The sequence below is a fragment of the Shewanella sp. KJ2020 genome, from assembly GCF_024197625.1.
Classification (GTDB): domain Bacteria; phylum Pseudomonadota; class Gammaproteobacteria; order Enterobacterales; family Shewanellaceae; genus Shewanella.
On sequence record NZ_JAKUKD010000008.1, the window covers coordinates 122,378 to 146,439 of the forward strand.

A 24,062-nucleotide genomic window follows, 5' to 3' on the forward strand; every position below is an offset into this window, starting at 1 on the left:
CCCTTTAGAAGGGTTACAAACTATTGATTTGTCTTTTTAAATCAAAGTTGTCAGAGGTGACGTGGCGTTCTAAATTTTGCAGCCTGACTTCCAAATTTCGAAATTGACGACTCACGTCGCTCAGTGCTTGCTTTGCGGGCTCTCCCGACTGCCACGGCTTCTTCTTCACCTCAATATCGTCCCTATCGTACGACTTTTGAGGCTTGATGTCTAAAATCACCCACAGGGCAACATAGATGATAAACACCACACCTGAGCCACCGAGTAAGAAGATAGACACAGTCAACACACGCACTAACCATGTTTCAATCGCAAAGTACTCGGCAATCCCTGCACATACACCTGCTATTTTGCCGGACTGGGGAATGCGGTACAAAGTACGGCCATTAGATCCTCTCATGTTTCCCCCTCCATTCGGGCGATTCTGTATCCAGAATGGCCTCTAAGGTTTCAATGCGCGCCGCCATTTTGTCGGCTTTAGCAATCAAATCATTGAGTTGTGAAAACTCTTCCTCAGTGAGTCCCTGGCTCACTTGTCGCTTACTGCGATAATGAAGAACTAACCATATTGGCGCGACTATCACCATGAAAATAATAATCGGCGCCATCAGTACGTCCATATCCATAACTCACCTCTGAATTGTTATTCTTTTGACTTAATTGGCGCTTTAGCTTTTACCTTGGCTTTGAGCGCTGCCAGTTCTGCATTCACAGAGTCTTCCGCTTCCAGCGCCGCAAACTCATCGGCTAAAGTCTTTTTACCGCCAAGATCGTAGGATTCAACTTGGGCTTCTAAGCCTTCGACACGGCGCTCATATTGCTCAAACTTGAGCATAGCGTTGTCGATTTTGCTTGAATCTAACTGCTTTTTCACTTCTAAGCGCGATGACGCGGTTTGAGTGCGCAGAATAATGGTCTTTTGGCGCGCTTTAGCATCGAGCAGCTTTTCCTGCAGCATGCTCACTTCATCTTTCAAGCGTGCAATGTGCTCATCAATAACAGTTAATTCTTGATTCAGCGTGTCTGCTAAACCAGTCGCTTTTTGTTTTTCAACTAAAGCGGCTTTCGCTAAGTCCTCACGGTCTTTCGACAGTGCCAGTTCAGCCTTATCTTGCCAATCTTGCACTTGCTCTAACACGCGGTTGATACGACGTTGCAGCTCTTTCTTTTCAGCTAATACTTTAGCTGAGGTCGAACGCACTTCAACGAGTGTGTCTTCCATTTCTTGGATAATCAGTCGAACCATTTTTTCTGGGTCTTCGGCTTTATCCAGCAATGCGCTGATATTAGAGTTAATGATATCGGCGAAACGAGAGAAAATTCCCATAATCCTATCCTCAAATTGATGTTGGTCTCGTACAGGGTAATACACTAACCGTGCCAACTTTTAATTATTATTAAAATACAGCAAGTTAAACAAAAAATTAACTTTTACTTCCTTTTACGCTCCAAGCCACTTATTATCATTTTCACCAATTTTTAGCGCGAAAGACTAAAAAATATCGTGGATAATAAATTTCAGCAAGACAACCTTATCGGTCAATCCAACGCCCTACTCGAAGTGTTAGAACATGTGTCGCAAATTGCGCCCCTGTCTAAACCCGTACTGATTATTGGTGAACGTGGCACAGGTAAAGAGCTGATTGCCGAACGCTTACATTATCTGTCTAAGCGCTGGGATCAAAGTTTTATTAAGCTAAACTGTTCATCTTTGAGTGAAAATTTACTCGAGAGTGAATTGTTTGGCCATGAGTCTGGCGCCTTTACCGGCGCCAAAGGCAAACACGAAGGCCGCTTTGAGCGCGCCGACGGCGGCACCTTATTCCTCGACGAATTAGCCAATACCTCAGGGCTTATCCAAGAAAAGCTACTACGCGTTATTGAATACGGCGAATTTGAGCGGGTCGGCGGCAGTAAAACCGTGCAGGCCGATGTCCGTTTAATCTGCGCCGCTAACGAAGATCTCCCCTCATTGGCTGAAGCTGGCGAATTTCGTGCCGACTTACTCGATAGGCTTGCCTTTGATGTGATCACGCTGCCGCCGCTGCGTTGCCGCCCAGAAGATATTATGACACTGGCGGAATACTTCGCCGTTGGCATGGCCCGCCAATTAAAGCTGCAACTCTTTAGTGGATTTAGCACCCGCGCGGTCGAGCAATTAATGAGCCACGATTGGCCGGGTAATATCCGTGAGCTGAAAAACGTGGTCGAGCGCAGCGTCTATCGCAATGGTGGTGAAAATAGGCCAATCGATCATATTACACTCGACCCTTTTGCGTCACCGTATCGGCCCCAAACTCGGGTCAAGACCCGCGAGCGTCAACTACCTTTAGTCGCGCCAGCAGTGGCCGCAACGCCCCAAGTTGTACCAACACTCGAATCGGCAGCGGTTACCAACAATGATCCTGCAATGAATACTTTTAATTTTCCGCTTGATTTCAAAGAGCAAACGGAGAAGTACGAGATGGACTTGTTGCAGCAGGCACTCTCAAACAGCCAATATAATCAGAAAAAGACGGCTGAGCTTTTAGGATTAAGCTATCACCAGCTGCGTGGCATCCTGAAAAAGTACAATTTACTCGATAAAGCATAAGCAGATTGCCCACGGGGGAGATGCACTGCTAAAATAGCCTTTCATAGTCGATAAAATAATGATTTATAAATGAGTGTGCTAATTAGACGCCTGTGCCTAACAACTGCAGTTTGCTGCATGAGTTGGTTGTTGGTCGGGTGTGGCCCCCAACAACTTCCCTCTGGTTTGGTGTATTGCTCCGAAGGGAATCCCGAGTCTTTTAATCCGCAATTGGTGACCTCTGGCACCACTATCGACGCCACCTCGCACCAAATTTATAGCCGCTTAGTCGACTACGATACTCAATCAGGCAAACTCGTGCCGGCATTGGCGACCCAATGGTCAATGTCAGAGGATGGCCTAAGCTACCGGTTTGTCCTCAGGGAAAATGTCAAGTTCCAAAACTCGTCGCGTTTTACCCCATCTCGCACTTTTAATGCCGACGATGTGTTATTTTCGTTTAATCGTATCATTGATCCTCAACACCCTTACCATAGGGTCTCTCATACTGGATATCCCTTCTTCCAAAGCATTGGCTTTTCAGCGCAAGTCAAAGAAATAAAAAAGATTAATGACCATGAAGTCGTTTTTTATTTAGCTCGCAAAGACGCCTCTTTTCTATCAAATTTAGCGACCGACTTTGCAGTGATCTTATCCGCTGAATATGCCGAGCAGCAGTTAGCCCTTGGTCATCCTGAAAACGTCGACCACTTTGCCATAGGTACAGGGCCATTTACCTTAGTCCAATACGCTAAAAACGAATATATTCGCTACCGCCGTCATCCCGATTTTTGGGGCGAGCCAGCAAAAATTGATATGCTGGTATTTGATATAACCCCCAAAAGTACGGTCAGGCTGGCTAAACTTATCGCGGGGGATTGCAGCGTTTCAGCACTACCTAAGGCGGGTGAACTGCCTGTTATCAAACAACATAGCGAGTTAACCATTGAATCCCAACCTGGGCTCAACGTTGCATTTTGGGCCTTTAACACCCTAAAGCCACCACTAGATGATGTTCGCGTACGCCGCGCCCTCGCCTATGCGGTCGATAAACAAAATATCCTGCGGGCTGTTTACCAAAATACCGCCATTGAGGCTACAGGGGTGCTGCCCCCCGCCTCTTGGGCCTACGACAACAATAAAGGTCTGAACGATTACAACCCACAAAAAGCACGGGACTTACTCAAAACCGTGGGAATAAAAAATCTCAGTATCGATATTTGGGCCATGCCAGTAGCCCGAGCTTATAATCCTAATACATTGAAAACTGCAGAATTAATTCAATCTGATTTAGCGAATATCGGCGTTAAGGTCAATATTATTAGTTATGACTGGAGTGTATTTAGTCAAAGACTCAGCCGCGATGAATATGACTCAGTGCTTATTGGCTGGAATGCCGATAATAGCGATCCTGACAATTTCTTCACTCCGTTACTCAGTTGCTCGGCAATGCAGTCGAACAACAACCGCTCTCGCTGGTGTAATCGCCAATTTGATGCCATTTTAGATAGAGCCCGAGAGATGTCATCCCAGGCAGAACGTAAAGCCATTTACCAAGAGGCCGAGGCCTTTCTAGCCGACCAAGTGCCTATGGTGAATTTAGCCCACGCCAAACGTGTTGCATTAACTCGTAGCAATGTCCACAACATGCAACTCACTCCCTTTGGAGGCATTTCCTTTGCCCATACAAGCCAAACTCCGCAGGAGGCTCGCTGATGTTCAGATACCTTTTGCGACGCCTTTATCTCTTTCTTGCGACATCCTTGGTGATGATTGGGGTGCTGTTTTACAGCACGGGATTATTTCCCGTTGAACGTAGCTTTGCACTGACGGGCATTCATGCCCCTACGGCAAGCCAATTGGTGCAAATAGAGCAAGACTACAGATTAAATGATAATCAAGCTTTGCAATTTTTTGCGTATTTGCAACAGAGATTAAGCGGGAATTTAGGGGTATCGGTCACCTCTCACCAAAGCGTTGCCGAAGAATTACGTGCTGTGCTTCCTGCCTCGTTTGAATTAGCGATTATGGCGGCAATCATTGCTATTGGCTTAGGGGTGCCGCTCGGGGTTTTAGCCTCTCAAAGCCAGCATAAACTCACCCAGAATACCATTATGGCCATTACCCTTACGGGCTATTCAGTGCCCGTTTTTTGGTTGGGGCTTTATCTGTCGCTCTGGTTTGGGGTCGACCTGGGCTGGTTACCTATTTCGGGACAGCTTAACTTGTTGTATGAGATTAAGCCGATCACTGGCTTTATGTTAGCTGATATTTTACTTTCTGAGTCACAATACAGCATGTCAGCCTTTAAAGATGCGCTGTTACATATTGTCTTACCCGCAACAACCTTAGCCGTTTTACCTTTTACCGTGGTCGTTCGCAGCACCCGTTCAGCCATGATGAATGTGATGAATCAAACCTTTATTCGCGCCGCCGAAGCCCGGGGAATGCACACTGGCACTATCATTCTGCGCCATGCCTTACCCAATGCCTTAATCCCTGTGCTTAAGCACCTAGGGTTAATGCTTGGTTCCTTTGCCAGCTATGCCATTGTGGTCGAAATGATTTTCTCTTGGCCCGGGGTCGGCTCATGGTTGGTATCGGGAATTTATCAGCGGGATTATACTGTTATCCAAGGGGGTATTCTGGCTGTTGCCTTGCTGATCATCTTCCTAAGTATCTTGATTGAAGTATTGCATACTGTCTTCAATCCACTGAGCAGAAAAGACCTTTATGCCGCCAGTTAAAATCTATAAAGAAGATCAAATCGCCTCCCCTATGATGCGGGTATGGCAAAATTTTTCGGCCAACCCTTTTGCCTTGGCGGGGCTGTGGACGATTGCATTCCTGCTTTTGCTAACGCTGTTTGGCCCTATGATTGCGCCTTTTCCCCCAGAAGCCCAAGATCCTAGAGCGTTATTATTGCCTCCATCTTGGGACCCTTCGGGTACAGTTGCTCATTTTTTAGGGACTGATGATCTCGGCCGCGATATATTTAGCCGTTTACTGCACGGTGCCCATTTGACCTTCGGCATGGCACTTTTAATCGTAATTACCGCCCTAGTGACGGGTTTTATTATCGGCTCATTGTCCGGCATGATGCGCGGCTTGAAATCCAGTATCCTCGGTCATTTACTCGACGCGCTGCTGTCAATTCCGTCACTCTTGATGGCCATTTTAGTGGTGGCCGTGATGGGGCCAGGGCTTGAAAATGTGTTTTGGGCCGTTGGTATCGCCTTAACTCCCCAGTTTGTGCGTTCCATTCATCAATCTGTGCATGAGGAATTGCAAAAAGAATACGTTACCGCAGCGCGATTAGATGGTGCCAACTCGCTGCAAATTTTTTGGTATGTCATCATGCCAAACGTCTGGGAAGTGGTGATCATTCAGACGACCTTAGCCATTTCTGCCGCTATTTTAGACATAGCCGCCCTCGGATTTCTAAGCTTAGGCGCACAGGCGCCAAGCCCGGAATGGGGAGCTATGGTGGCTCAGGGCATAGATAATTTATTGACCGCACCTTGGACGGTAACGATTCCGGGATTAGCGATTCTTTTTAGTGTGCTGGCCATTAATTTGGTTGGTGATGGCCTACGGTCGGCGCTCGCGCCCATCAGAAACTAACTTATGCCTTTACTCGACGTACGAAATCTAACGATTGAACTCGATACGCCCCACGGCAGAGTGCGGGCACTCGAAAAGGTCAGCCTAACGCTCAATGCGGGGGAGATTCATGGCCTAGTCGGTGAATCCGGCTCTGGACGAAGTTTGTTGGCCAGAGCCATTCTTGGGATCCCAGGCCCCAATTGGACTATTACCGCCGATCGCATGATGTGGGACGGTAATAATCTGATGGCGATGAGTTCAAAGGAGCGCCGCAATCTGATGGGCTCAGATATGGCGATGATTTTCCAAGATCCCTCGGGTAGCCTCGACCCAGCCCAAACGGTTGGGAGTCAGTTGATGCAGGCTATGCCCAAAAATCCCAAAGCCTATTTTTGGCAAAAGCATAAACATGCCAAACTCACCGCTCAAAAATGGCTACATAAGGTCGGTATTAAAGACCCACAGAAAGTCATGGCGAGCTACGCTTGGGAATTGTCCGAGGGTGAATGCCAAAAGGTGATGATCGCCATGGCCGTCGCCAATCAACCGCGACTGTTGATTGCCGATGAACCGACAAACTCCATGGAACTTAGCACTCAGGCCCAGATTTTTCGCTTACTATCCCAACTCAATCAACTGCAAAACGTGTCGATTTTGATCATCAGCCATGAGCTTGAAACCTTAGCCCAGTGGTGTGATCACTTATCAGTACTCTACTGTGGCCAAGTGATGGAATCGGGACCGACCGAGGAACTGATTGCCACCCCCTATCACCCCTACACTAAGGCATTACTCGATAACATGCCTGACTACTCGGGCATCAAAGCGCACAAGGCTATCATGCCAACACTCCCAGGCTCAGCACCTGCGCTACAACATCTTCCCATTGGTTGCCGCCTAGGGCCAAGGTGCCCCGAAGCACAAAAGAAATGTGTTAATCAGCCAAATTTGAGTCATATCAAAGACCGCTACTTTGCATGCCATTTCCCTTACCACGGCGAAACAACAAATGACGATCCCACTGCTTAAAGTTAACGATCTCTATAAAAGATATGATACAGGTTATAGAGGCTTTTCACGCCAATATAACGATGCATTAGCCCCCGTTTCTTTTGAGCTCAATAGTGGCGAAACCTTAGCCATAGTCGGTGAAGCGGGCTCGGGTAAGAGTACTCTTGCGCGCATATTAGTCGGTGCAGAACCCCGCAGCGGCGGTGAAATTTACTTTGAGGGTGAAGCCTTAGATAGCCGCAACATCAAACAGCGTTGCCGCTTGATCAGGATGATTTTCCAAGATCCTAATACTTCACTCAATCCCAGACTCACTATTGGTCAGTTGCTCGATGAGCCACTGCGGTTTAATACTGATCTCTCGGCCAAAGAGCGTCATAGCCAAGTTATAGACACCTTAAGGAAAGTCGGTTTATTGCCGGAGCATGCTGATTTCTATCCGCATATGATCTCCGAAGGCCAAAAGCAACGGGTCGCGGTGGCGCGGGCTCTTATGCTCAATCCTAAGATTATTATTGCCGATGAGGCATTAACGGCTCTTGATCTTTCTGTACGCTCACAAATTCTAAATTTATTACTGAAACTGCAAAAAGATCTCGGCTTGTCTTATATCTTCGTCTCCCATAATCTCAATATTATTCGCCATGTTAGCGATAAAATTATGGTGTTGCATAAGGGGGTTATGGTTGAGAAAGCCCCAACAGAACAGATATTTAACTCGCCACAACATGAATACACCCAGAGGCTGATCCAAGAGCAGAGCCTGTTTGTTCACAAGCGTTAAACTGCTCCAACCACTTAAATAATCAGGCGAATTGGTTAAAAATAGATGCCATTTACTCGCTGAAATATTTATCCTATTGGCTATTTTGATAGAAGAAGCTTAAACATGATTATCAAACCAAAAATTCGTGGCTTTATTTGTACCACCACTCATCCCGTTGGCTGTGAAGCAAACGTTCAAGAACAAATCGCCTTAACCAAAGCGAAAGGCAAAATCGCTAATGGCCCTAAAAAAGTTTTAGTGGTCGGCTCATCCAGCGGTTACGGTCTGTCTTCACGTATCGCCGCCGCTTTCGGTAGCGATGCAGCGACCATTGGCGTGTTCTTCGAAAAGCCAGGTACAGAAGCCAAACCTGGCACTGCCGGTTGGTATAACTCCGCCGCCTTCGATAAGTTTGCAAAAGCCGAAGGCTTGTATTCAAAAAGCATTAACGGCGATGCCTTCAGCCATGAAGCAAAGCAAAAAGTCATCGAGCTTATTAAGCAAGATCTCGGCGAAATCGATATGGTCGTTTACTCACTGGCCTCCCCTGTGCGCAAACACCCAGATTCAGGTGAGCTTATCCGATCAGCTTTAAAACCCATTGGCGAAACCTATACCGCAACTGCCGTTGATACCAATAAAGACTGCATTATTGAAGCGACCGTTGAGCCCGCAACTGAGCAGGAAATTGCCGATACCGTCACTGTTATGGGCGGCGAAGATTGGGAACTGTGGATTAAAGCCTTATCAGAAGCTGGTGTACTAGCCGATAACTGCAAAACAGTAGCCTATAGCTATATCGGCACTGAGCTGACCTGGCCAATCTACTGGCATGGGGCCCTTGGCAAGGCCAAGATGGATCTGGACCGCGCAGCAAAAGCCTTAAATGAGCAACTGTCCGCAACCGGTGGTAGCGCTAATGTAGCAGTGCTCAAGAGCGTTGTGACTCAAGCCAGTTCAGCTATCCCTGTAATGCCACTGTATATCGCTATGGTATTTAAGAAAATGCGCCAAGAAGGGCTACACGAAGGTTGTATGGAGCAAATCTATCGCATGTTCAGCGAGCGCCTATTCCGCGCCGACGGTGCCAAGCCTGAAACCGACAGCGATAATCGTCTACGTTTGGACGACTGGGAACTGCGTGAAGATATTCAGCAGCATTGCCGCGATTTATGGCCCCAAGTCACCACAGAGAACCTCTCTGAACTTACTGACTATCAAGAATACAAGGCTGAATTTATTAAACTCTTCGGCTTTGGCATTGAAGGGATTGATTACGACGCTGATGTAAATCCTTACGTTGAATTTGATGTGATCGAACTCTAATTCCCGTGAATTACCAGCGTTAATACTAAACGCCACCTTAGGGTGGTGTTTTTATTTGCTGCAAAACTAGGTCGATAGGCTAAACTAGGATGACTTTTCACAGGTAGCATAAGGACAAAAAAATGAAGATCAGTGCACGCAATACCCTTAGTGGCACAATTACCGCCATCGAAATCGGCTCAGTGAATAACGAGGTCACGATTGAACTCGCACCGGGCGTAGTGCTCACCTCCGTGGTCACTAAAGCATCCTGCGAACGTTTAGGGCTTAAAGTTGGCGATTCAGCTTATGCACTTATCAAAGCGAGCAGCGTAATGATTGGAGTGGATGATTAATTCTTCGTTTTAAGTCATAGAGAAATACGCAAACAAAAAGGCCAAGTGAATTCACTTGGCCTTTTTATTCAATCTATTAGAGATAACAGCCTTGGCCGCTATCCATACTTAGATTAACCTTCTACCGGGTACAATACCTCGGCATTGGCTTTGAGTGAGTCGATCAAGCCACGGTAGTCTGCTTCACTGTATTGCGCATTCAAACGTTGCTTAAGCGCATTGACTAGCTCATCGCTAACACTCTCAGCGGCATTGACTTTATCCAGCGCGACCACGGCATACCCATTGGCTAAAGCCACAGTATCCACCACAGGGGTAGTACTCGGTGTTGGCATTTGGAACACTTTGCCCACAATGGCAGCGTCAATAGTTTGCTCACCACGGCCCAATTTAGCTTTAGCGATTAGCGCGATATCGGTCGCACCCGCTTTAACCTGTGACAGTATTTCCTGCGCTTTGGCACGGGCGGCATCGTTCGCCTGCTCTTGCTTCAAACGGTCCGTGATGTCGGTCTTCACAGTCGCTAATGGCAAAGTGCCTGCATCCTGATGCTCTTTGGCACGGATAACAATCACGTGGTTAGGCGCAAGTTCAATCACTTCGCTGTTCAAGCCCTTTAACATAACCGTTTCTGAGAAGGCTGCCTTTACAAAATCCGGCTTATTAAACTCAGCGGGAACATCGTCGCGGGAAAAGAGTGCAGTGGTTTTAACCGCAATACCTACGGCTTTTGCCGTTTCAGCTAAGGTATCAGGTACCTCGTAGCTGGTATCGGCCAACTTACTTTGCAAACTGTAGAATTGGTCGACAGCCTTCTTGTCCTGCAACTGGGCCACAATTTTAGCTTTCACGTCGGCAAAAGGCACTGTTGCACCCGCTTGCACATCGAGTAATTTAATGATGTGGAAACCAAAATCAGTTTTAACAACCCCTGAATGTTCACCCTTATTTAACGCAAATAACGCAGCATCGAAGGTTGGATCCATCACACCGGGTTCAAACCACTCCAGCTTACCGCCCTGCTCTGCACTCAAGGTATCGTCGGAGTTAGCTTTCGCTAATTCAGCAAAATCGGCACCATTATCTAATTGCTTAGCTAAATCTTCCGCCTTGGCTTTTGCGGCAGCTTCATCGCTATCAATAGTAACCAGAATATGAGCCGCTAGACGCTTTTCATTCGCCACATATTGGGCTTTGTGCTCATCGTAATAAGCCTGCGCTTCTTCGTCCGAAATAGGGCTATTTTTAGCAAAATCAGCCGTATTTAGCTCAACGTACTCTAGGCTCACCTTTTCTGGGCTCATAAATTGCCCTTGGTTAGCATCGTAGTAGTTTTTCACTTGCTCATCGGTAACACTGGCATTGGCAAGGAATGGCGCAGAATCCACCACCAAGTAACGAATATCACGGGTTTGACCTTGCAGTTCAGCTAATTGCTTAGCTTCACCGGGCAACACAAACTCGGTACCTACTAAGGCCGCAGTCAGCTGGCGACGAGTCATATCGACGCGCATCATGCTTCTAAAGGTTTGTGGCTGATAGCCTAACTGGCGCAAAATCGCTTGATAACGTTCGTTATCAAATTTACCGTCAGTTTGAAAAGCAGGTTCTGTTTTAATAGCTGCAATAATTTGCTCATCAGACACTCTCAGACCCATAGCATGTGCGGCTTGGTCGATGAGTTTATCGGCAACTAAACGTTCTAACACGCTCTGCTTTATGCTTTCTAGGTATTTTTCGTCGGCAGATAATGCAGCAAACATTTCACCCAGCTGTTGCTCCATACGAGAGCGTTCGCTCTGGTAGGCTTGCTCTAACTCGGCTTTAGTGATCTTGTCACCATTGACTTCTGCGGCGGGTACGTCAGTTGTTGAGCCTAAGTAGCTACTGACACCTGCAAATGCAAAAGATAAAATCACAAGTACGAGAATGCCTTTAGCTATCACGCCTTGCGAACCGTCGCGGATCTTTTCTAACATCAGATTTCTCGCTTGTTGCGATTAACAAAATAAAAAGGCGCATCAGTTTGAGATGCGCCTTTCTGTAATTTATGGGGATAATTCAGACGCTACCACAGGTAAGTGCTAAAACCCCGAGTAATGGTTGATGTAAAACGTCAAAATCCATTACTTTCAATTCGTAAAAAGCACTGATTAAACAGTGCTTATCATTACGAATGCCTTACAAAGGCTACGATATCAAAAATTAATTGACAGCGTCTTTCAGAGCTTTACCTGCTTTAAATGCAGGAATTTTTGCTGCGGCGATTTTGATTTCTTCACCCGTTTGTGGGTTGCGACCAGTACGCTCAGCGCGCTCACGCACTTCAAAAGTACCAAAACCAACAAGAGAAATTTTATCGCCTTCTTTCAGACCTTCAGTCACAGCAGCGATAAAAGAATCCAGTGCACGGCCAGCAGCGGCTTTAGAAATGTCAGCACCAGAAGCGATTTTCTCGATTAGTTCAGATTTGTTCATGTCATCCCCTTGAATGTAATTTTTTTTGCGCCGCAACCAAATCCGTCTCTAGAGCGGTCTGCGGAGGCTTTTATAACAAGCTTGAATTCAAAGTTCAAGCTGAGTTCGAAAACCAAAGAAATAAAACTGGATACAGCTCAAAGCCAGTTGCGCCAAGGGCTTGGAGCAGCTGGCTCTCCACAGACCTAGGCTACCACAGGTCTGCGCTTTGTTAAGCCCCTTTTTTCACTTTTTTTAGCGTGGTAGCGCATTTTCTTGCGTTATGCCAAGTTTTTAACCACTTCGAAGCCTTCAACCGGTCTTTCTAGAGCCAGTTTTAACACTTCATCGACCCAACGCACGGGGCGAATTTCTAAATCGGCAATCACATTGGCAGGAATTTCTTCCAAATCACGCTCGTTCTCTTTTGGAATAAGCACCAATTTTATGCCGCCGCGGTGTGCTGCCAGCAGTTTTTCTTTCAAACCGCCGATAGGTAACACTTCACCACGTAAGGTAATTTCACCTGTCATGGCTACGTCGGCACGTACTGGGTTACCCGTTAAGCTTGAAACCAAAGCGGTACACATGGCCGCACCGGCCGATGGACCATCCTTAGGCGTTGCGCCTTCTGGTACGTGCACATGGATATCACGCTTCTCGTAAAAGTCGCCATTGATACCTAACTGCTCGGCGCGGGCGCGAACGACTGTCATCGCCGCTTGAATCGACTCTTGCATTACGTCGCCAAGTGAACCTGTATAAGTCAACTTACCTTTACCCGGAACCGATGTTGCTTCAATCGTCAGTAAATCGCCGCCCACTTGTGTCCAAGCTAAACCAGTCACTTGACCAATTTGGTTCTTCGACTCGGCTTTGCCGTAATCGAAACGTTGTACACCGAGGAATGACTTCAAGTTTTCTTGGTTAACTGTCACAGATTTAACTGACTTATCCAGCAAAATCATTTTCACGACCTTACGGCAAATCTTCGACAATTCACGCTCAAGCGAACGCACACCCGCTTCACGGGTGTAGTAGCGGATAATGCCGACAATCGCGCTGTCATCCACATGGATTTCATTGGCTTTTAGACCGTTACGCTCAATTTGTTTGGTCAACAAATGCTGTTTAGCAATGTTTAGCTTCTCATCTTCGGTGTAACCCGACAGACGGATAACTTCCATACGGTCCAGCAGCGGCCCAGGAATATCCATAGAGTTAGACGTTGCCACGAACATCACATCGGATAAGTCGTAATCGACCTCGAGGTAATGGTCGTTAAAGGTCGCGTTTTGCTCAGGATCTAATACTTCTAATAACGCAGAAGCGGGATCGCCGCGCATATCAGAACTCATCTTGTCGATTTCATCGAGCAGGAATAACGGGTTCTTCACGCCCACTTTGGCCATCTTTTGAATGACTTTACCCGGCATAGAGCCAATATAAGTACGGCGATGTCCGCGGATTTCCGCTTCATCACGCACGCCGCCTAAGGCTACACGTACATACTTACGCCCAGTTGCCTTAGCAATGGATTGACCCAATGACGTTTTACCCACACCTGGTGGCCCAACGAGACACAGGATTGGCCCTTTGAGCTGGCGCACACGGCTCTGTACCGCGAGGTATTCCAAAATACGTTCTTTAACCTTTTCCAGGCCATAATGGTCGGTATCGAGCACTTCTTGGGCTTTGGCTAAATCACGTTTGATTTTAGAGCGTTGGCTCCAAGGCACTGACGTCATCCAATCGACATAACTGCGCACAACTGTGGCTTCCGCCGACATGGGTGACATCATGCGTAATTTGTTCAGCTCGGCGAGGGCTTTTTCCTTCGCTTCGCTTGGCATGTTAGCCTCTTCAATCTTACGATTTAAGGCTTCAAACTCATCATGGCCTTCATCTAAGTCACCCAGTTCTTTTTGGATGGCTTTCATCTGTTCGTTCAGATAATACTCACGCTGGCTTTTTTCCATCTGTTTTTTAACGCGGGTACGGATACGTTTCTCAACCTGCAGAAGGTCGATCTCCGATTCCATCATCGCCATTAAATATTCCAGACGTTCGCCGACGTTGACCATCTCAAGTACAGACTGCTTATCTTCAAGCTTAAGTGGCATATGTGCGGCCATAGTATCCGCCAGACGCGCCGCTTCATCGATACCCGATAACGAGGTTAAGACTTCTGGCGGGATCTTCTTGTTCAGCTTGATATAACCTTCAAACTGACCAATGGCACTGCGCACTAGCACTTCTTCTTCTTTGTCTTCCAGCGGCTCTGATTCCAGATACTCAGCCTTAGCCACAAAGAATTCAGTTTCTTGGGTATAACGGGTGATACGGGCGCGACGGCCACCTTCAACCAGCACTTTTACCGTACCATCAGGCAATTTCAGTAACTGCAAAATAGAGGCAACTGTACCAACATCGAAAATATCATCTTTGGTGGGTTCATCGAGCTCGGCATCTCGCTGCGCCACTAAAATAATCTGTTTATCCTGGGCCATTGCCGTTTCGAGACAACGAATCGATTTTTCTCGGCCAACGAACAACGGAATTACCATATGGGGATAGACCACCACATCTCGCAGTGGCAGCACGGGGAGTTCGATATGCGCTTCACGCTCTAGGGTCATAGTTCGATTCCGTTTTGGTGAATGGGATTGATAATGGAGTATATTGGGACGGTTTAATCAGTTTCAATGGTCAATACGAAAAAAGGAGCCCATTGGACTCCTTGTTTTTCAGTTTATTTTCAAACAGTACGATTATTGCTCGCCGGAAGCCGCCTGCGCCTCATTTCGCTCATAAATCAGGATAGGTGCAGACTCACCATTGACCACTGACTCATCAACGACGGCCTTCACCACGCCTTCGGTTGAAGGAATGTCGTACATAGTATCGAGTAAAATACCTTCAACAATTGAACGCAGACCACGGGCACCCGTCTTACGGGACATGGCTTTATGGGCAATCGCCTTTAGTGCATCTTCACGGAACTCAAGCTCTACGCCTTCCATCTCAAATAACGCACTGTATTGCTTAGTCAGGGCATTTTTAGGTTGAGATAGAATTTGCACTAGGGCTTCTTCATCGAGTTCAGTCAGTGTCGCAACCACAGGTAGACGGCCGATAAACTCAGGGATCAAGCCATATTTGACTAAATCACCGGGTTCAACTTGAGATAAGGTTTCAGAAATCGTCGCCTTCTCTTTTTCGCCTTTTACCTGCGCACCGAAACCGATGCCTGAGCCAACGTGGGCACGCTGCTCAATCACTTTTTCAAGTCCGGCAAATGCGCCACCACAGATAAACAGGATCTTAGAGGTATCAACCTGTAAAAATTCCTGCTGTGGATGCTTACGGCCACCTTGGGGTGGAACCGCGGCAACAGTGCCTTCAATCAGCTTAAGCAGTGCTTGCTGCACACCTTCACCTGAAACATCACGGGTGATCGATGGATTGTCTGACTTACGGCTAATTTTATCGATTTCATCGATATAAACGATACCGCGCTGGGCTTTCTCAACATCGTAATCGCACTTTTGCAGCAATTTTTGAATGATGTTCTCAACGTCTTCACCCACATAACCCGCTTCGGTCAAAGTGGTAGCATCGGCCATGGTGAAAGGTACGTTTAATGAGCGCGCCAGTGTCTCTGCTAGCAGCGTTTTACCACTACCCGTTGGGCCAATCAGCAAAATGTTACTTTTGCCTAATTCAACCCCATCTTTAGGGGATGAATTTTTTAAGCGTTTATAGTGATTATAAACCGCAACAGAGAGCACTTTTTTGGCTCGGTCTTGGCCAATAACATAATCGTCTAAATGCGCACGCAACTCATGTGGCGTTGGCAGTTTATCGTTATCACGTTTTGGAGAGATCTCTTTAATCTCTTCACGAATAATGTCGTTACATAATTCAACGCATTCATCGCATACGTATACTGATGGACCAGCAATCAGTTTTCTCACTTCATGCTGGCTCTTACCGCAAAAAGAGCAGTACAGCAATTTACCGCTGTCACCATTATTTTTGTTGTCGCCCATTAATTACCTCATTTGCAGTCTGCTCTACTGCCAGTCTTAAACTTGCTTAACCTTTTACAGAGCATAGCCCAGTCAAAAGCAAAAATCAGCCGCGTTTTGTCATCACAGCGTCAACTAAACCGTAATCCACGGCTTGAGTTGCACTCATAAAGTTATCGCGATCGGTATCGCGCTCAATCACTTCGAGTGGCTGGCCAGTGTGCTCGGCAAGCATCAGGTTGAGCTTATTTTTGATGCCGATAATTTCTTGTGCGTGAATAGCGATATCGGAAGCCTGACCTTGGAAACCACCCAGTGGTTGATGGATCATCACCCGAGAGTTTGGCAAACAGAAACGTTTACCCTTCTCGCCACCCGCTAACAGGAAGGCGCCCATGCTGGCCGCTTGGCCAATACACACGGTGCTCACGTTAGGCTTAATAAATTGCATGGTATCATAAATCGCCATACCCGCAGTAACTGAGCCGCCAGGTGAGTTGATATATAAGAAAATATCTTTATCAGGGCTTTCTGATTCCAAGAATAACAACTGCGCCACAATCAGGTTAGCCATATGTTCTTCAACTTGACCCACCAAAAAGATAATCCGCTCTTTCAATAGACGAGAATAAATATCGTATGAACGTTCACCCTTAGCAGTCTGTTCGATCACCATAGGCACTAAAGCACTTTGTATGTCTGACGCATTATGCATTATTCACTTCCCTAAATAAAAATGGCTCGCATGAGGAGCCTCATACGAGCCATTATAAATGGCGAACAGCTAATCAAGTCAAGCTTAGCTTATGCGCGACCGGTAGCCTTGTTCATAAATTCTTCAAAAGCAACTTCTTTCTCGGTCACTTTGGCAGATTTAAGCAGTGCTTCAACCGCTTGCTCTTCTAAAGCAACGTTGCGCATGTTCTGCATCAGTTCTTTGTTGCTGTTGTAGTAAGCGATAACTTCACTTGGATCTTCATAGGCTGACGCCATAGAAGCGATCAGGCCTTGTACGCGCTCGTCTTCTGCTTTCAGTTCGTTAGTCTTGATGACTTCGCCTAATAGCAGACCGATTTTAACGCGACGGGCCGCTTGTTCTGTGAACAGTTCAGCTGGCAGTTCTGGCATGTTAGCCGCTTGGCCGCCAAAACGTTGCATCGCTTGTTGACGCAGTACATTAACTTCGCCATCGATCAATGCTTTTGGCAGAGTGATGTCGTTGTTTGCTAACAGACCTGCGATCACTTGCTCTTTCACGTTAGCTTTTAACGCTTGCTCAAGTTCACGGTTCATGTTTTTACGGATTTCAGTTTTCAGCGCTTCTAAGCCACCTTCGCTGATACCGAACAGAGCAGCAAACTCATCGTTGACTTCTGGCAGGCTAGCCGCTTGCACTTCAGTCAGTGTAATGGCGAATTTAGCCGCTTTACCTTTCAGGTTTTCAGCGTGATATTCTTCTGGGAAAGTCACGTCGATGACAAATTCTTCGCCCGCTTTGTGACCTAAGATACCGGCTTCAAAACCAGGGATCATACGGCCGCTACCTAATTGCAGTTCGAAATCGTCCGCTTTGCCGCCTTCGAATTCAACGCCGTCAACTGAGCCAACAAAGTTCATTTTTACTTTGTCGCCATCGGCAGCTTCACGCTCAACAGCCGCGAAAGTCGCGTGTTGTTTACGTAAAGTTTCGATCATAGTGTCAACGTCAGCGTCAGTCACTTGTGCTTTTGGTTGTTCAACTTCAATCGAGTCTAAGCCTTTTAGCTCAACTTCTGGGTAGATTTCAAAGGTAGCGATAAATTCGAATTTTTCGCCATCAGTTGAACCAGGAATAAAAGTCGGTGCACCTGCTGGGTTTAATTTCTCAGCAATGATGGCTTCGATGAAGTTGCGTTGCATGACTTCACCGGTGATATCTTGACGAATTGCCGCGCCATAACGTTTGTTAATAACAGTGACAGGCACTTTACCAGGACGGAAACCTGGGATACGAGCACGCTTAGCTTCACGTTGTAAACTGTCTTTAACCAGCTTTTCAATTTGTTCCGCAGGAACAGAAATGGTCAGGCGACGCTCTAGGCCTTGGGTTGCTTCAACAGAAACTTGCATTGTTTTACCTCGAAATTTGTCTAACGTCCTTTGTAATAGCCGAGTCATCAACTATTCAGGTATTCGTTTCTTGATCATTAAATTTGACTACAATGCCCACCACTACTGGCTTTTGGCACAGGTCGCTCATAGTTGATATCTATCAAGACGCGACATTATAGCCACCGTTTTCTGCAGAGTCGAGCCTCAACAGCCGAATCTGGGGTATAAAAAAAGCGACCCGAGGTCGCTTTTTTTATTTTGTACTCTAAGTACTAAAAATGGGGTGACTGATGGGGCTCGAACCCACGACAACCGGAATCACAATCCGGGACTCTACCAACTGAGCTACAATCACCACTGAAACTGGTACGCCCGGCAGGATTCGAACCTGCGACCACCCGCTTAGAAGGCGGGTGCTCTATCCAACTGAGCTACGGGCGCATGGTTTACAGAATATCTGCATCCTAACCGGCGTTGGATAGCGTTTGGCTATCCATGTTATTCACTCATTCGAATTCAATTAAACTCGATGAGCAAATAGCAATAAAGTGGTCGGTGATAGAGGATTCGAACCTCTGACCCTCTGGTCCCAAACCAGATGCGCTACCGGACTGCGCTAATCACCGAAGGTCTTACATTTTATTAGGTATCAACTCAGAGGGTTTCCTCTGGTCCGCTCTCATCCAAAAACTGGATGCGCTACCGGACTGCGCTAATCACCGAAGGTCTTACATTTTATTGGGTATCAACTCAGAGGATTCCCTCTGGTCCGCTCTCATCCAAAAACTGGATGCGCTACCGGACTGTGCTAATCACCGAAGGTCTTACATTTTCAGTACTAGATGAACACATCTGCCTGAGAACGGAGCGCATCTTATCCCCTCACTTTACACCCGTCAACGATTTTTTTAGTGATTGACTCTAGGTGCTGAATTATCAGGCTAATACGGCTTTTTTTGTCTATTCGACCTTGGCTTTAACCATGACACAATTGCTGGGTCCTGTTAAAATAGCCGCGATTGCCAATCTCTGTGTTAACTACCGTTTTAACCATCGCCCATATAAAGGATATCCTACACCCATGACAGCCCAAATAATCGACGGCAAGGCGATTGCTCAATCCATCCGCACTCAACTTCGTGAAAAAGTCACCGCCCGCAAAGAGGCTGGACAACGCGTACCGGGTTTAGCCGTCATATTAGTGGGAGCCGATCCTGCCTCCCAGGTCTATGTTGGAAGCAAACGTAAGGCCTGTGAAGAAGTCGGCTTTATTTCCCGTTCATATGATCTCGAAACAAGCTGCACCGAAGAAGAATTACTCAAACTCATCGATAACCTCAATGATGATCCAAGCATTGACGGCATCCTAGTGCAACTGCCATTGCCAGCTCATATTGAAGACTCTAAGGTTATCGAGCGAATTCGCCCCGATAAAGATGTCGATGGATTCCATCCCTATAATGTTGGCCGTTTAGCACAACGTATTCCGGTATTGCGCTCATGTACGCCGATGGGCATTATGACACTCATAAAATCCACTGGCGTCGATACCTATGGTTTAGATGCAGTTGTGGTTGGTGCGTCGAATATTGTTGGCCGTCCTATGACCTTAGAGTTGCTGCTGGCTGGCTGCACAACGACCACATGTCATCGTTTTACTAAGAACCTTGAGCAAAAAATCCGCCAAGCTGATTTAGTCGTAGTTGCCGTGGGTAAACCCGGTTTTATTCCCGGTGAGTGGATAAAACCCGGTGCGATTGTGATTGATGTGGGTATTAATCGCTTAGATAACGGCGCCTTAGTCGGCGATGTGCAATATGAAGTGGCGGCGCAAAATGCCAGCTTTATCACCCCGGTTCCCGGCGGTGTTGGCCCGATGACGATTGCCAGCCTATTAGAAAATACCTTATATGCCGCCGAGCAGTATCATGACTAGGTTCTAGGTTCTAGGTTCTAGGTTCTAGGTTCTAGGTTCTAGGTTCTAGGTTCTAGGTTCGGCAAGCATAAAAAAACCTGCATTATGCAGGTTTTTTTATTGGCTGAAGCTTATCTTGATTGAAGAATATAGCTAATCAGCTTATTTCTTACGCCAAGTGGTGCCACTTGGGCCATCTTCCAATACCACGCCAAGTTCATTTAAACGATTGCGCGCCACATCGGCGGCGGGCCAATCTTTTTCGCTGCGAGCACGGTTACGTTCAACGATTAGGGCTTCAATTTCTGCCACTTCATCGTCACTGCCCTCGCCTTTAAAGAAAGCATCTGGCTCTTGGCTTAACAGCCCCAGTACATCGGCTAATTGTTTCATCGCCACAGCCAGTGCAGATGCCTGAGCCATATCGGTCAGTTTTAAGCGATTGATCTCACGCACCATGTCAAAGAGGACGGAATAGGCTTCAGGCGTATTAAAGTCATCGTCCATTGCCGCTTTAAATTTAGCGACAAACTCCTGTGCAGGCGCAGCGGCAACGGTCAAGTCGACATCTTTAATCGCCGTATACAAACGCTCTAACGCCGAACGAGCTTGTTTTAAATTCTCTTCAGAGTAATTCAATTGGCTACGATAGTGACCCGATAACAGGAAGTAACGCACTGTCTCGGCATCGTAATGACCGAGTACATCGCGAATGGTGAAGAAGTTGCCTAGGGATTTTGACATCTTTTCGCGGTCAACCATCACCATGCCCGTGTGCATCCAATAGTTTACGTATGGCGTGTCATGGGCACAGCAAGACTGGGCAATTTCATTCTCATGGTGTGGGAACTGTAAATCTGAGCCGCCGCCATGAATATCAAAGTGCAGTCCCAAATGTTTGCTGTTCATGGCTGAACATTCGATATGCCAGCCAGGACGCCCCGGTCCCCAAGGTGATTCCCACGTTGGCTCGCCGGGTTTAGACATTTTCCACAGCACGAAGTCCATTGGATTTTGTTTGTTTTCGTCGACTTCAACTCGAGCACCGGCTTGCAGTTGATCTAAATTCTGCCCAGATAAACGGCCATAATCAGGGTAAGATGCCACGCTAAATAGCACATCGCCATCGGCGGCAACATAGGCATGACCACGTTCAAGCAAACGCTCAACCATATCGATGATTTCTTCAATATGTAGGGTTGCCCGTGGCTCAAAGTCAGGGCGCAACATATTTAATGCATCAAAATCCCGATGCATTTCACCAATCAAACGCTCGGTTAAGGCTTCGCAACTTTCATTATTTTCGTTAGCGCGTTTAATAATTTTGTCATCGACATCGGTAATATTGCGCTGAAAATTCACCTCATAACCCACATAACGCAGGTAACGCACTATCATGTCAAAGGAAACAAAAGTACGCCCGTGACCAATATGACAGAGATCGTATATGGTCACACCACACACGTACATCCCAATTTTTCCGGGATTGATTGGCTTAAATTCCTGTTTTTGGCGGGTAATACTGTTGTAAATCTTCAACATCGGCATTCTCTTCAATAGTACATTCAGGAGTAAAATCAAGGGGTCAGTTTATCATGGCCGGACGGCTTTTGAATACTGCACTTTGCGCGCAATCCGAGATAAGTTAGAATCGCGCCACTATTTACAGAGAGTATGAAAACATGATCACATTACACACCAATTTTGGCGACGTTAAACTGCAACTGAATGCTGAAAAAGCCCCATTAACCGTAGCAAACTTTATGAAATATGTTGACGAAGGTTTCTTCGACGGCACGATTTTCCACCGTGTAATTGATGGCTTTATGATCCAAGGTGGCGGTTTTACTGCGGATATGAACCAAAAACGCTGCAGTGAGCCAGTAAAAAACGAAGCCAACAATGGCTTATCAAATCGCACTGGTACTATCGCCATGGCGCGTACTTCTGATCCCCATTCAGCTACAGCGCAGTTTTTCATTAACGTGAACGACAATACATTCCTCGATTTTAAATCAGAAACGACCCAAGGCTGGGGTTATTGTGTATTCGGTGAAGTCGTTGAAGGTATGGACGTTATCGAAAAAATTAAAGCGGTGAGCACAGGCAATCGCGGCATGCATCAAGATGTGCCATTAGAAGCCGTTGTAATTGAAAAAGTCAGCGTTGCGGCATAATCCCTGCGAATGCGAACTCTATTTATAGGCGATCTGCATTTAAGTGCAGATCGCCTTGATATTACTCAAGCTTTTATTCGTTTCCTCGACACTGGGCTCGATGATGCCGAGGCGCTTTATATTCTTGGTGATTTGTTTGAGGTCTGGGTTGGCGATGATATCGCCGCACCTTTTGCACTTGAACTCGCCGAAAAGCTTAAGCAAGTGTCACATAAACTGCCGGTGTATTTTATCCACGGCAATCGTGACTTTATGCTAGGCAAACACTTTGCCCGCGCTGCTGGCATGCAGATTTTACCCGAAGTCACCTGTCTAAAGTTATACGGTGTCGACACTGTCATTTTGCACGGCGATAGCCTATGCACTTTAGATAAAGCCTATCAACGCTTTAGAAAATTACGTAGTTTTGCCCTCGCCCGTTGGCTTTACGGTTGCCTGTCTAAAAAAAGGCGCCAAGGTATTGCCGATAAGATCCGTAGCAAAAGTAAGAGCAGTAACAAGCAAAAAAGCGACACTATCATGGATGTAGAGCCCAATGCTGTCGATGCGCTATTTACCCAAACGCACACTCAACATATGATCCATGGTCATACCCATAGACCTGCTATTCATCAACTTGATAATGGCAATAAGCGCATTGTAGTCGGAGATTGGTACGAACAAGGCAGTGTGCTCAGTGTGAGTCCCGAAGGTGTTAATTTAATTCGATTACCCTTCGATACAGCATCTTTATCATTCGATTCAACACAATAGACAAACAATGAAACATATTAACGGCTCGACAGAGCCGTTAATCATTATCACAGCCATTTACGTCACTCGATTAAGCATGGGCAAGGTTATAGGGGTTGCCCGCTATGAAACCGAAATTCATCATCCGCGGCTATAATCAGCTCTGCTTCCCGCTCACCAAAATAGGCCACCCGCTCACTGATATCCTCAGGTGAAACCAACTGCGCCAAACTTAAATAGTCTTCATAATGCCTCGCCTCTGAGCGCAGTAAAGACACATAAAATTTGCCTAATTCCGCATCTAAATAAGGCGCTAGCTTAGCAAAACGCTCGCAGGAGCGAGCTTCGATATACGCTCCGACAATGAGTTTATCCCTCAGGATATCTTTTTCATGGGTTGTCACATGGCTCATCATGCCCTTGGCGTAACGGCCAGCTCGGATATTTCGGTAAGGAATGTGTCTGGCGTGCATCAATTCCAATACTTGCTCGAAGTGGTGGAACTCTTCCTTAATCAATCGGATCAGTGGTGGAATAAGGTCTTGTGCAAATGTAAAGTGCTCATTAGGTAGCAACTGTGCGACCAATTCATTCTTTTTTACATCGCGGGCAAGAAATTGCTCAATATTGCGATCCTTAAGATACACAAACTCCTCGTAGGGTTTGGCCCATGTTAATAGCGAGCGGCCGCTGTCCTTACTCAAGGCATAACGTCTTAACAAGAACATAGCGGTCTGAGCGGCCTTTAACTCACAATTACAGTGATCTATGAGTAACTCGTCTAAAGAAGCCTCTGCACGTGCGATATCAATCCAAGTTTGGGGCGTTTCACAACGAAGAAAAGCATGAATAGGGGCCAATAATTGCTGCATAGCTCACTCAACCTCATTAAAAAAAATCAGGCTATCTTACGCATATTTAGCCATAAGCTGTAGCATTAGCTTTCAGTAAACTTGACGGCCTGAACTTTTTGTCCAATAAATAATCTACACTCTAAAGAACTGAGATCCGGATCACTAAGACGGATCCCAAGGGTGAAACCA

The 24,062-nt window shown here is 46.5% G+C and carries 22 protein-coding genes and 3 tRNA genes; 11 read left to right on the forward strand and 14 right to left on the reverse strand.

What is annotated here, in order from left to right:
• Positions 1-13: 13 nt before the first annotated feature.
• Genes pspC through pspA form a run of 3 tightly spaced genes read right to left on the reverse strand, consistent with a single transcriptional unit; the run spans position 14 to position 1,327 of the window.
• The gene (gene pspC / locus MJO46_RS04795; RefSeq protein ID WP_198783003.1) at positions 14-400 is read right to left on the reverse strand and encodes an envelope stress response membrane protein PspC; all 387 of its coding nucleotides are present in this window, start codon (positions 398-400) and stop codon (positions 14-16) included.
• A complete protein-coding gene (gene pspB / locus MJO46_RS04800) occupies positions 387-626 on the reverse strand; it encodes an envelope stress response membrane protein PspB (protein ID WP_253988336.1) in 240 nt (79 codons plus the stop codon). The genes pspC and pspB overlap by 14 nt, the downstream gene beginning before the upstream one ends.
• A gap of 17 nt (positions 627-643) precedes the next feature.
• Entirely contained in the window at positions 644-1,327 is a 684-nt protein-coding gene (gene pspA, locus MJO46_RS04805; RefSeq protein WP_253988337.1) for a phage shock protein PspA, read from the reverse strand.
• Between the two features lie 177 nt (positions 1,328-1,504).
• Between pspA and pspF the strand changes: the two genes are divergently transcribed.
• The 8 genes from pspF (at position 1,505) to MJO46_RS04845 (ending at position 9,616) form a co-directional block, all read left to right on the forward strand.
• Positions 1,505-2,593: a phage shock protein operon transcriptional activator gene (gene pspF, locus MJO46_RS04810; RefSeq protein ID WP_253988338.1), complete on the forward strand. Its 1,089-nt coding sequence runs from the start codon at positions 1,505-1,507 to the stop codon at positions 2,591-2,593.
• Between the two features lie 69 nt (positions 2,594-2,662).
• The gene (locus tag MJO46_RS04815; RefSeq protein ID WP_253988339.1) at positions 2,663-4,288 is read left to right on the forward strand and encodes an ABC transporter substrate-binding protein; all 1,626 of its coding nucleotides are present in this window, start codon (positions 2,663-2,665) and stop codon (positions 4,286-4,288) included.
• A complete protein-coding gene (locus tag MJO46_RS04820) occupies positions 4,288-5,319 on the forward strand; it encodes an ABC transporter permease subunit (protein ID WP_253988340.1) in 1,032 nt (343 codons plus the stop codon). The genes MJO46_RS04815 and MJO46_RS04820 overlap by 1 nt, the downstream gene beginning before the upstream one ends.
• The gene (locus MJO46_RS04825) at positions 5,306-6,196 is read left to right on the forward strand and encodes an ABC transporter permease subunit (protein WP_253988341.1); all 891 of its coding nucleotides are present in this window, start codon (positions 5,306-5,308) and stop codon (positions 6,194-6,196) included. The genes MJO46_RS04820 and MJO46_RS04825 overlap by 14 nt, the downstream gene beginning before the upstream one ends.
• 3 nt (positions 6,197-6,199) lie before the next feature.
• Complete coding sequence (locus MJO46_RS04830; protein WP_253988342.1) at positions 6,200-7,207, forward strand: oligopeptide/dipeptide ABC transporter ATP-binding protein; 1,008 nt, start codon at positions 6,200-6,202, stop codon at positions 7,205-7,207.
• Entirely contained in the window at positions 7,188-7,973 is a 786-nt protein-coding gene (locus MJO46_RS04835; RefSeq protein WP_253988343.1) for an ATP-binding cassette domain-containing protein, read from the forward strand. Before MJO46_RS04830 ends, MJO46_RS04835 begins: the two co-directional genes overlap by 20 nt.
• A gap of 105 nt (positions 7,974-8,078) precedes the next feature.
• The gene (gene fabV, locus MJO46_RS04840; RefSeq protein ID WP_253988344.1) at positions 8,079-9,281 is read left to right on the forward strand and encodes an enoyl-ACP reductase FabV; all 1,203 of its coding nucleotides are present in this window, start codon (positions 8,079-8,081) and stop codon (positions 9,279-9,281) included.
• 122 nt (positions 9,282-9,403) lie between these two features.
• The gene (locus tag MJO46_RS04845) at positions 9,404-9,616 is read left to right on the forward strand and encodes a molybdopterin-binding protein (protein ID WP_198782994.1); all 213 of its coding nucleotides are present in this window, start codon (positions 9,404-9,406) and stop codon (positions 9,614-9,616) included.
• Between the two features lie 113 nt (positions 9,617-9,729).
• Here the strand turns inward: MJO46_RS04845 and MJO46_RS04850 are convergent, their stop codons facing one another.
• The 9 genes from MJO46_RS04850 to MJO46_RS04890 all read right to left on the reverse strand — a co-directional run bounded on the left by MJO46_RS04850 (position 9,730) and on the right by MJO46_RS04890 (position 18,821).
• Positions 9,730-11,595, reverse strand: coding sequence for a SurA N-terminal domain-containing protein (locus tag MJO46_RS04850; protein ID WP_253988345.1), 1,866 nt, complete (start codon positions 11,593-11,595; stop codon positions 9,730-9,732).
• Positions 11,596-11,821: 226 nt separating this feature from the next.
• The gene (hupB, locus tag MJO46_RS04855) at positions 11,822-12,094 is read right to left on the reverse strand and encodes a nucleoid-associated protein HU-beta (RefSeq protein ID WP_006081127.1); all 273 of its coding nucleotides are present in this window, start codon (positions 12,092-12,094) and stop codon (positions 11,822-11,824) included.
• Between the two features lie 260 nt (positions 12,095-12,354).
• Positions 12,355-14,712, reverse strand: coding sequence for an endopeptidase La (lon, locus tag MJO46_RS04860; RefSeq protein WP_198782992.1), 2,358 nt, complete (start codon positions 14,710-14,712; stop codon positions 12,355-12,357).
• Positions 14,713-14,844: 132 nt separating this feature from the next.
• Positions 14,845-16,125 carry an ATP-dependent protease ATP-binding subunit ClpX gene (gene clpX / locus MJO46_RS04865; RefSeq protein WP_198782991.1) on the reverse strand — a complete coding sequence of 427 codons (1,281 nt, stop codon included), beginning with the start codon at positions 16,123-16,125 and terminating at the stop codon, positions 14,845-14,847.
• Between the two features lie 85 nt (positions 16,126-16,210).
• A complete protein-coding gene (gene clpP, locus MJO46_RS04870; RefSeq protein ID WP_007647146.1) occupies positions 16,211-16,819 on the reverse strand; it encodes an ATP-dependent Clp endopeptidase proteolytic subunit ClpP in 609 nt (202 codons plus the stop codon).
• 89 nt (positions 16,820-16,908) lie between these two features.
• Positions 16,909-18,213, reverse strand: coding sequence for a trigger factor (gene tig, locus MJO46_RS04875; RefSeq protein WP_253988346.1), 1,305 nt, complete (start codon positions 18,211-18,213; stop codon positions 16,909-16,911).
• A 261-nt stretch (positions 18,214-18,474) separates the two neighbouring features.
• Positions 18,475-18,550, reverse strand: a tRNA-His gene (locus MJO46_RS04880).
• A gap of 9 nt (positions 18,551-18,559) precedes the next feature.
• Positions 18,560-18,636 (reverse strand) — tRNA-Arg (locus MJO46_RS04885).
• Positions 18,637-18,744: 108 nt separating this feature from the next.
• Positions 18,745-18,821, reverse strand: a tRNA-Pro gene (locus MJO46_RS04890).
• Between the two features lie 455 nt (positions 18,822-19,276).
• Here MJO46_RS04890 and folD point away from each other — a divergent pair.
• On the forward strand, positions 19,277-20,131 hold the full coding sequence (folD, locus tag MJO46_RS04895; RefSeq protein ID WP_253988347.1) for a bifunctional methylenetetrahydrofolate dehydrogenase/methenyltetrahydrofolate cyclohydrolase FolD: 855 nt from the start codon (positions 19,277-19,279) through the stop codon (positions 20,129-20,131).
• A gap of 141 nt (positions 20,132-20,272) precedes the next feature.
• Here the strand turns inward: folD and cysS are convergent, their stop codons facing one another.
• The gene (gene cysS / locus MJO46_RS04900) at positions 20,273-21,652 is read right to left on the reverse strand and encodes a cysteine--tRNA ligase (RefSeq protein WP_253988348.1); all 1,380 of its coding nucleotides are present in this window, start codon (positions 21,650-21,652) and stop codon (positions 20,273-20,275) included.
• Between the two features lie 140 nt (positions 21,653-21,792).
• Between cysS and MJO46_RS04905 the strand changes: the two genes are divergently transcribed.
• Positions 21,793-22,287: a peptidylprolyl isomerase gene (locus MJO46_RS04905; RefSeq protein ID WP_253988349.1), complete on the forward strand. Its 495-nt coding sequence runs from the start codon at positions 21,793-21,795 to the stop codon at positions 22,285-22,287.
• Positions 22,288-22,296: 9 nt separating this feature from the next.
• Entirely contained in the window at positions 22,297-23,040 is a 744-nt protein-coding gene (locus MJO46_RS04910; protein WP_253988350.1) for a UDP-2,3-diacylglucosamine diphosphatase, read from the forward strand.
• 86 nt (positions 23,041-23,126) lie between these two features.
• On the opposite strand, the gene MJO46_RS04915 is transcribed toward MJO46_RS04910, so the two are convergent.
• Positions 23,127-23,891, reverse strand: a complete 765-nt coding sequence (locus MJO46_RS04915; protein WP_253988351.1) for a tRNA isopentenyl-2-thiomethyl-A-37 hydroxylase MiaE — start codon at positions 23,889-23,891, stop codon at positions 23,127-23,129.
• Between the last annotated feature and the right edge of the window lie 171 nt (positions 23,892-24,062).

Excerpts from the sequence above, each read along its gene's own strand:
- hupB (WP_006081127.1), bottom strand. The coding sequence starts at position 12,094 with ATGAACAAATCTGAACTAATCGAGAAAATCGCTTCTGGTGCTGACATT.
- pspC (WP_198783003.1), bottom strand. The coding sequence starts at position 400 with ATGAGAGGATCTAATGGCCGTACTTTGTACCGCATTCCCCAGTCCGGC.
- cysS (WP_253988348.1), bottom strand. The coding sequence starts at position 21,652 with ATGTTGAAGATTTACAACAGTATTACCCGCCAAAAACAGGAATTTAAG.
- MJO46_RS04850 (WP_253988345.1), bottom strand. The coding sequence starts at position 11,595 with ATGTTAGAAAAGATCCGCGACGGTTCGCAAGGCGTGATAGCTAAAGGC.
- MJO46_RS04830 (WP_253988342.1), top strand. The coding sequence starts at position 6,200 with ATGCCTTTACTCGACGTACGAAATCTAACGATTGAACTCGATACGCCC.
- MJO46_RS04910 (WP_253988350.1), top strand. The coding sequence starts at position 22,297 with ATGCGAACTCTATTTATAGGCGATCTGCATTTAAGTGCAGATCGCCTT.
- clpP (WP_007647146.1), bottom strand. The coding sequence starts at position 16,819 with ATGCATAATGCGTCAGACATACAAAGTGCTTTAGTGCCTATGGTGATC.
- pspA (WP_253988337.1), bottom strand. The coding sequence starts at position 1,327 with ATGGGAATTTTCTCTCGTTTCGCCGATATCATTAACTCTAATATCAGC.
- MJO46_RS04845 (WP_198782994.1), top strand. The coding sequence starts at position 9,404 with ATGAAGATCAGTGCACGCAATACCCTTAGTGGCACAATTACCGCCATC.
- fabV (WP_253988344.1), top strand. The coding sequence starts at position 8,079 with ATGATTATCAAACCAAAAATTCGTGGCTTTATTTGTACCACCACTCAT.
- MJO46_RS04820 (WP_253988340.1), top strand. The coding sequence starts at position 4,288 with ATGTTCAGATACCTTTTGCGACGCCTTTATCTCTTTCTTGCGACATCC.
- MJO46_RS04815 (WP_253988339.1), top strand. The coding sequence starts at position 2,663 with ATGAGTGTGCTAATTAGACGCCTGTGCCTAACAACTGCAGTTTGCTGC.
- pspB (WP_253988336.1), bottom strand. The coding sequence starts at position 626 with ATGGATATGGACGTACTGATGGCGCCGATTATTATTTTCATGGTGATA.
- tig (WP_253988346.1), bottom strand. The coding sequence starts at position 18,213 with ATGCAAGTTTCTGTTGAAGCAACCCAAGGCCTAGAGCGTCGCCTGACC.
- clpX (WP_198782991.1), bottom strand. The coding sequence starts at position 16,125 with ATGGGCGACAACAAAAATAATGGTGACAGCGGTAAATTGCTGTACTGC.
- MJO46_RS04905 (WP_253988349.1), top strand. The coding sequence starts at position 21,793 with ATGATCACATTACACACCAATTTTGGCGACGTTAAACTGCAACTGAAT.
- MJO46_RS04915 (WP_253988351.1), bottom strand. The coding sequence starts at position 23,891 with ATGCAGCAATTATTGGCCCCTATTCATGCTTTTCTTCGTTGTGAAACG.
- MJO46_RS04825 (WP_253988341.1), top strand. The coding sequence starts at position 5,306 with ATGCCGCCAGTTAAAATCTATAAAGAAGATCAAATCGCCTCCCCTATG.
- folD (WP_253988347.1), top strand. The coding sequence starts at position 19,277 with ATGACAGCCCAAATAATCGACGGCAAGGCGATTGCTCAATCCATCCGC.
- MJO46_RS04835 (WP_253988343.1), top strand. The coding sequence starts at position 7,188 with ATGACGATCCCACTGCTTAAAGTTAACGATCTCTATAAAAGATATGAT.
- lon (WP_198782992.1), bottom strand. The coding sequence starts at position 14,712 with ATGACCCTAGAGCGTGAAGCGCATATCGAACTCCCCGTGCTGCCACTG.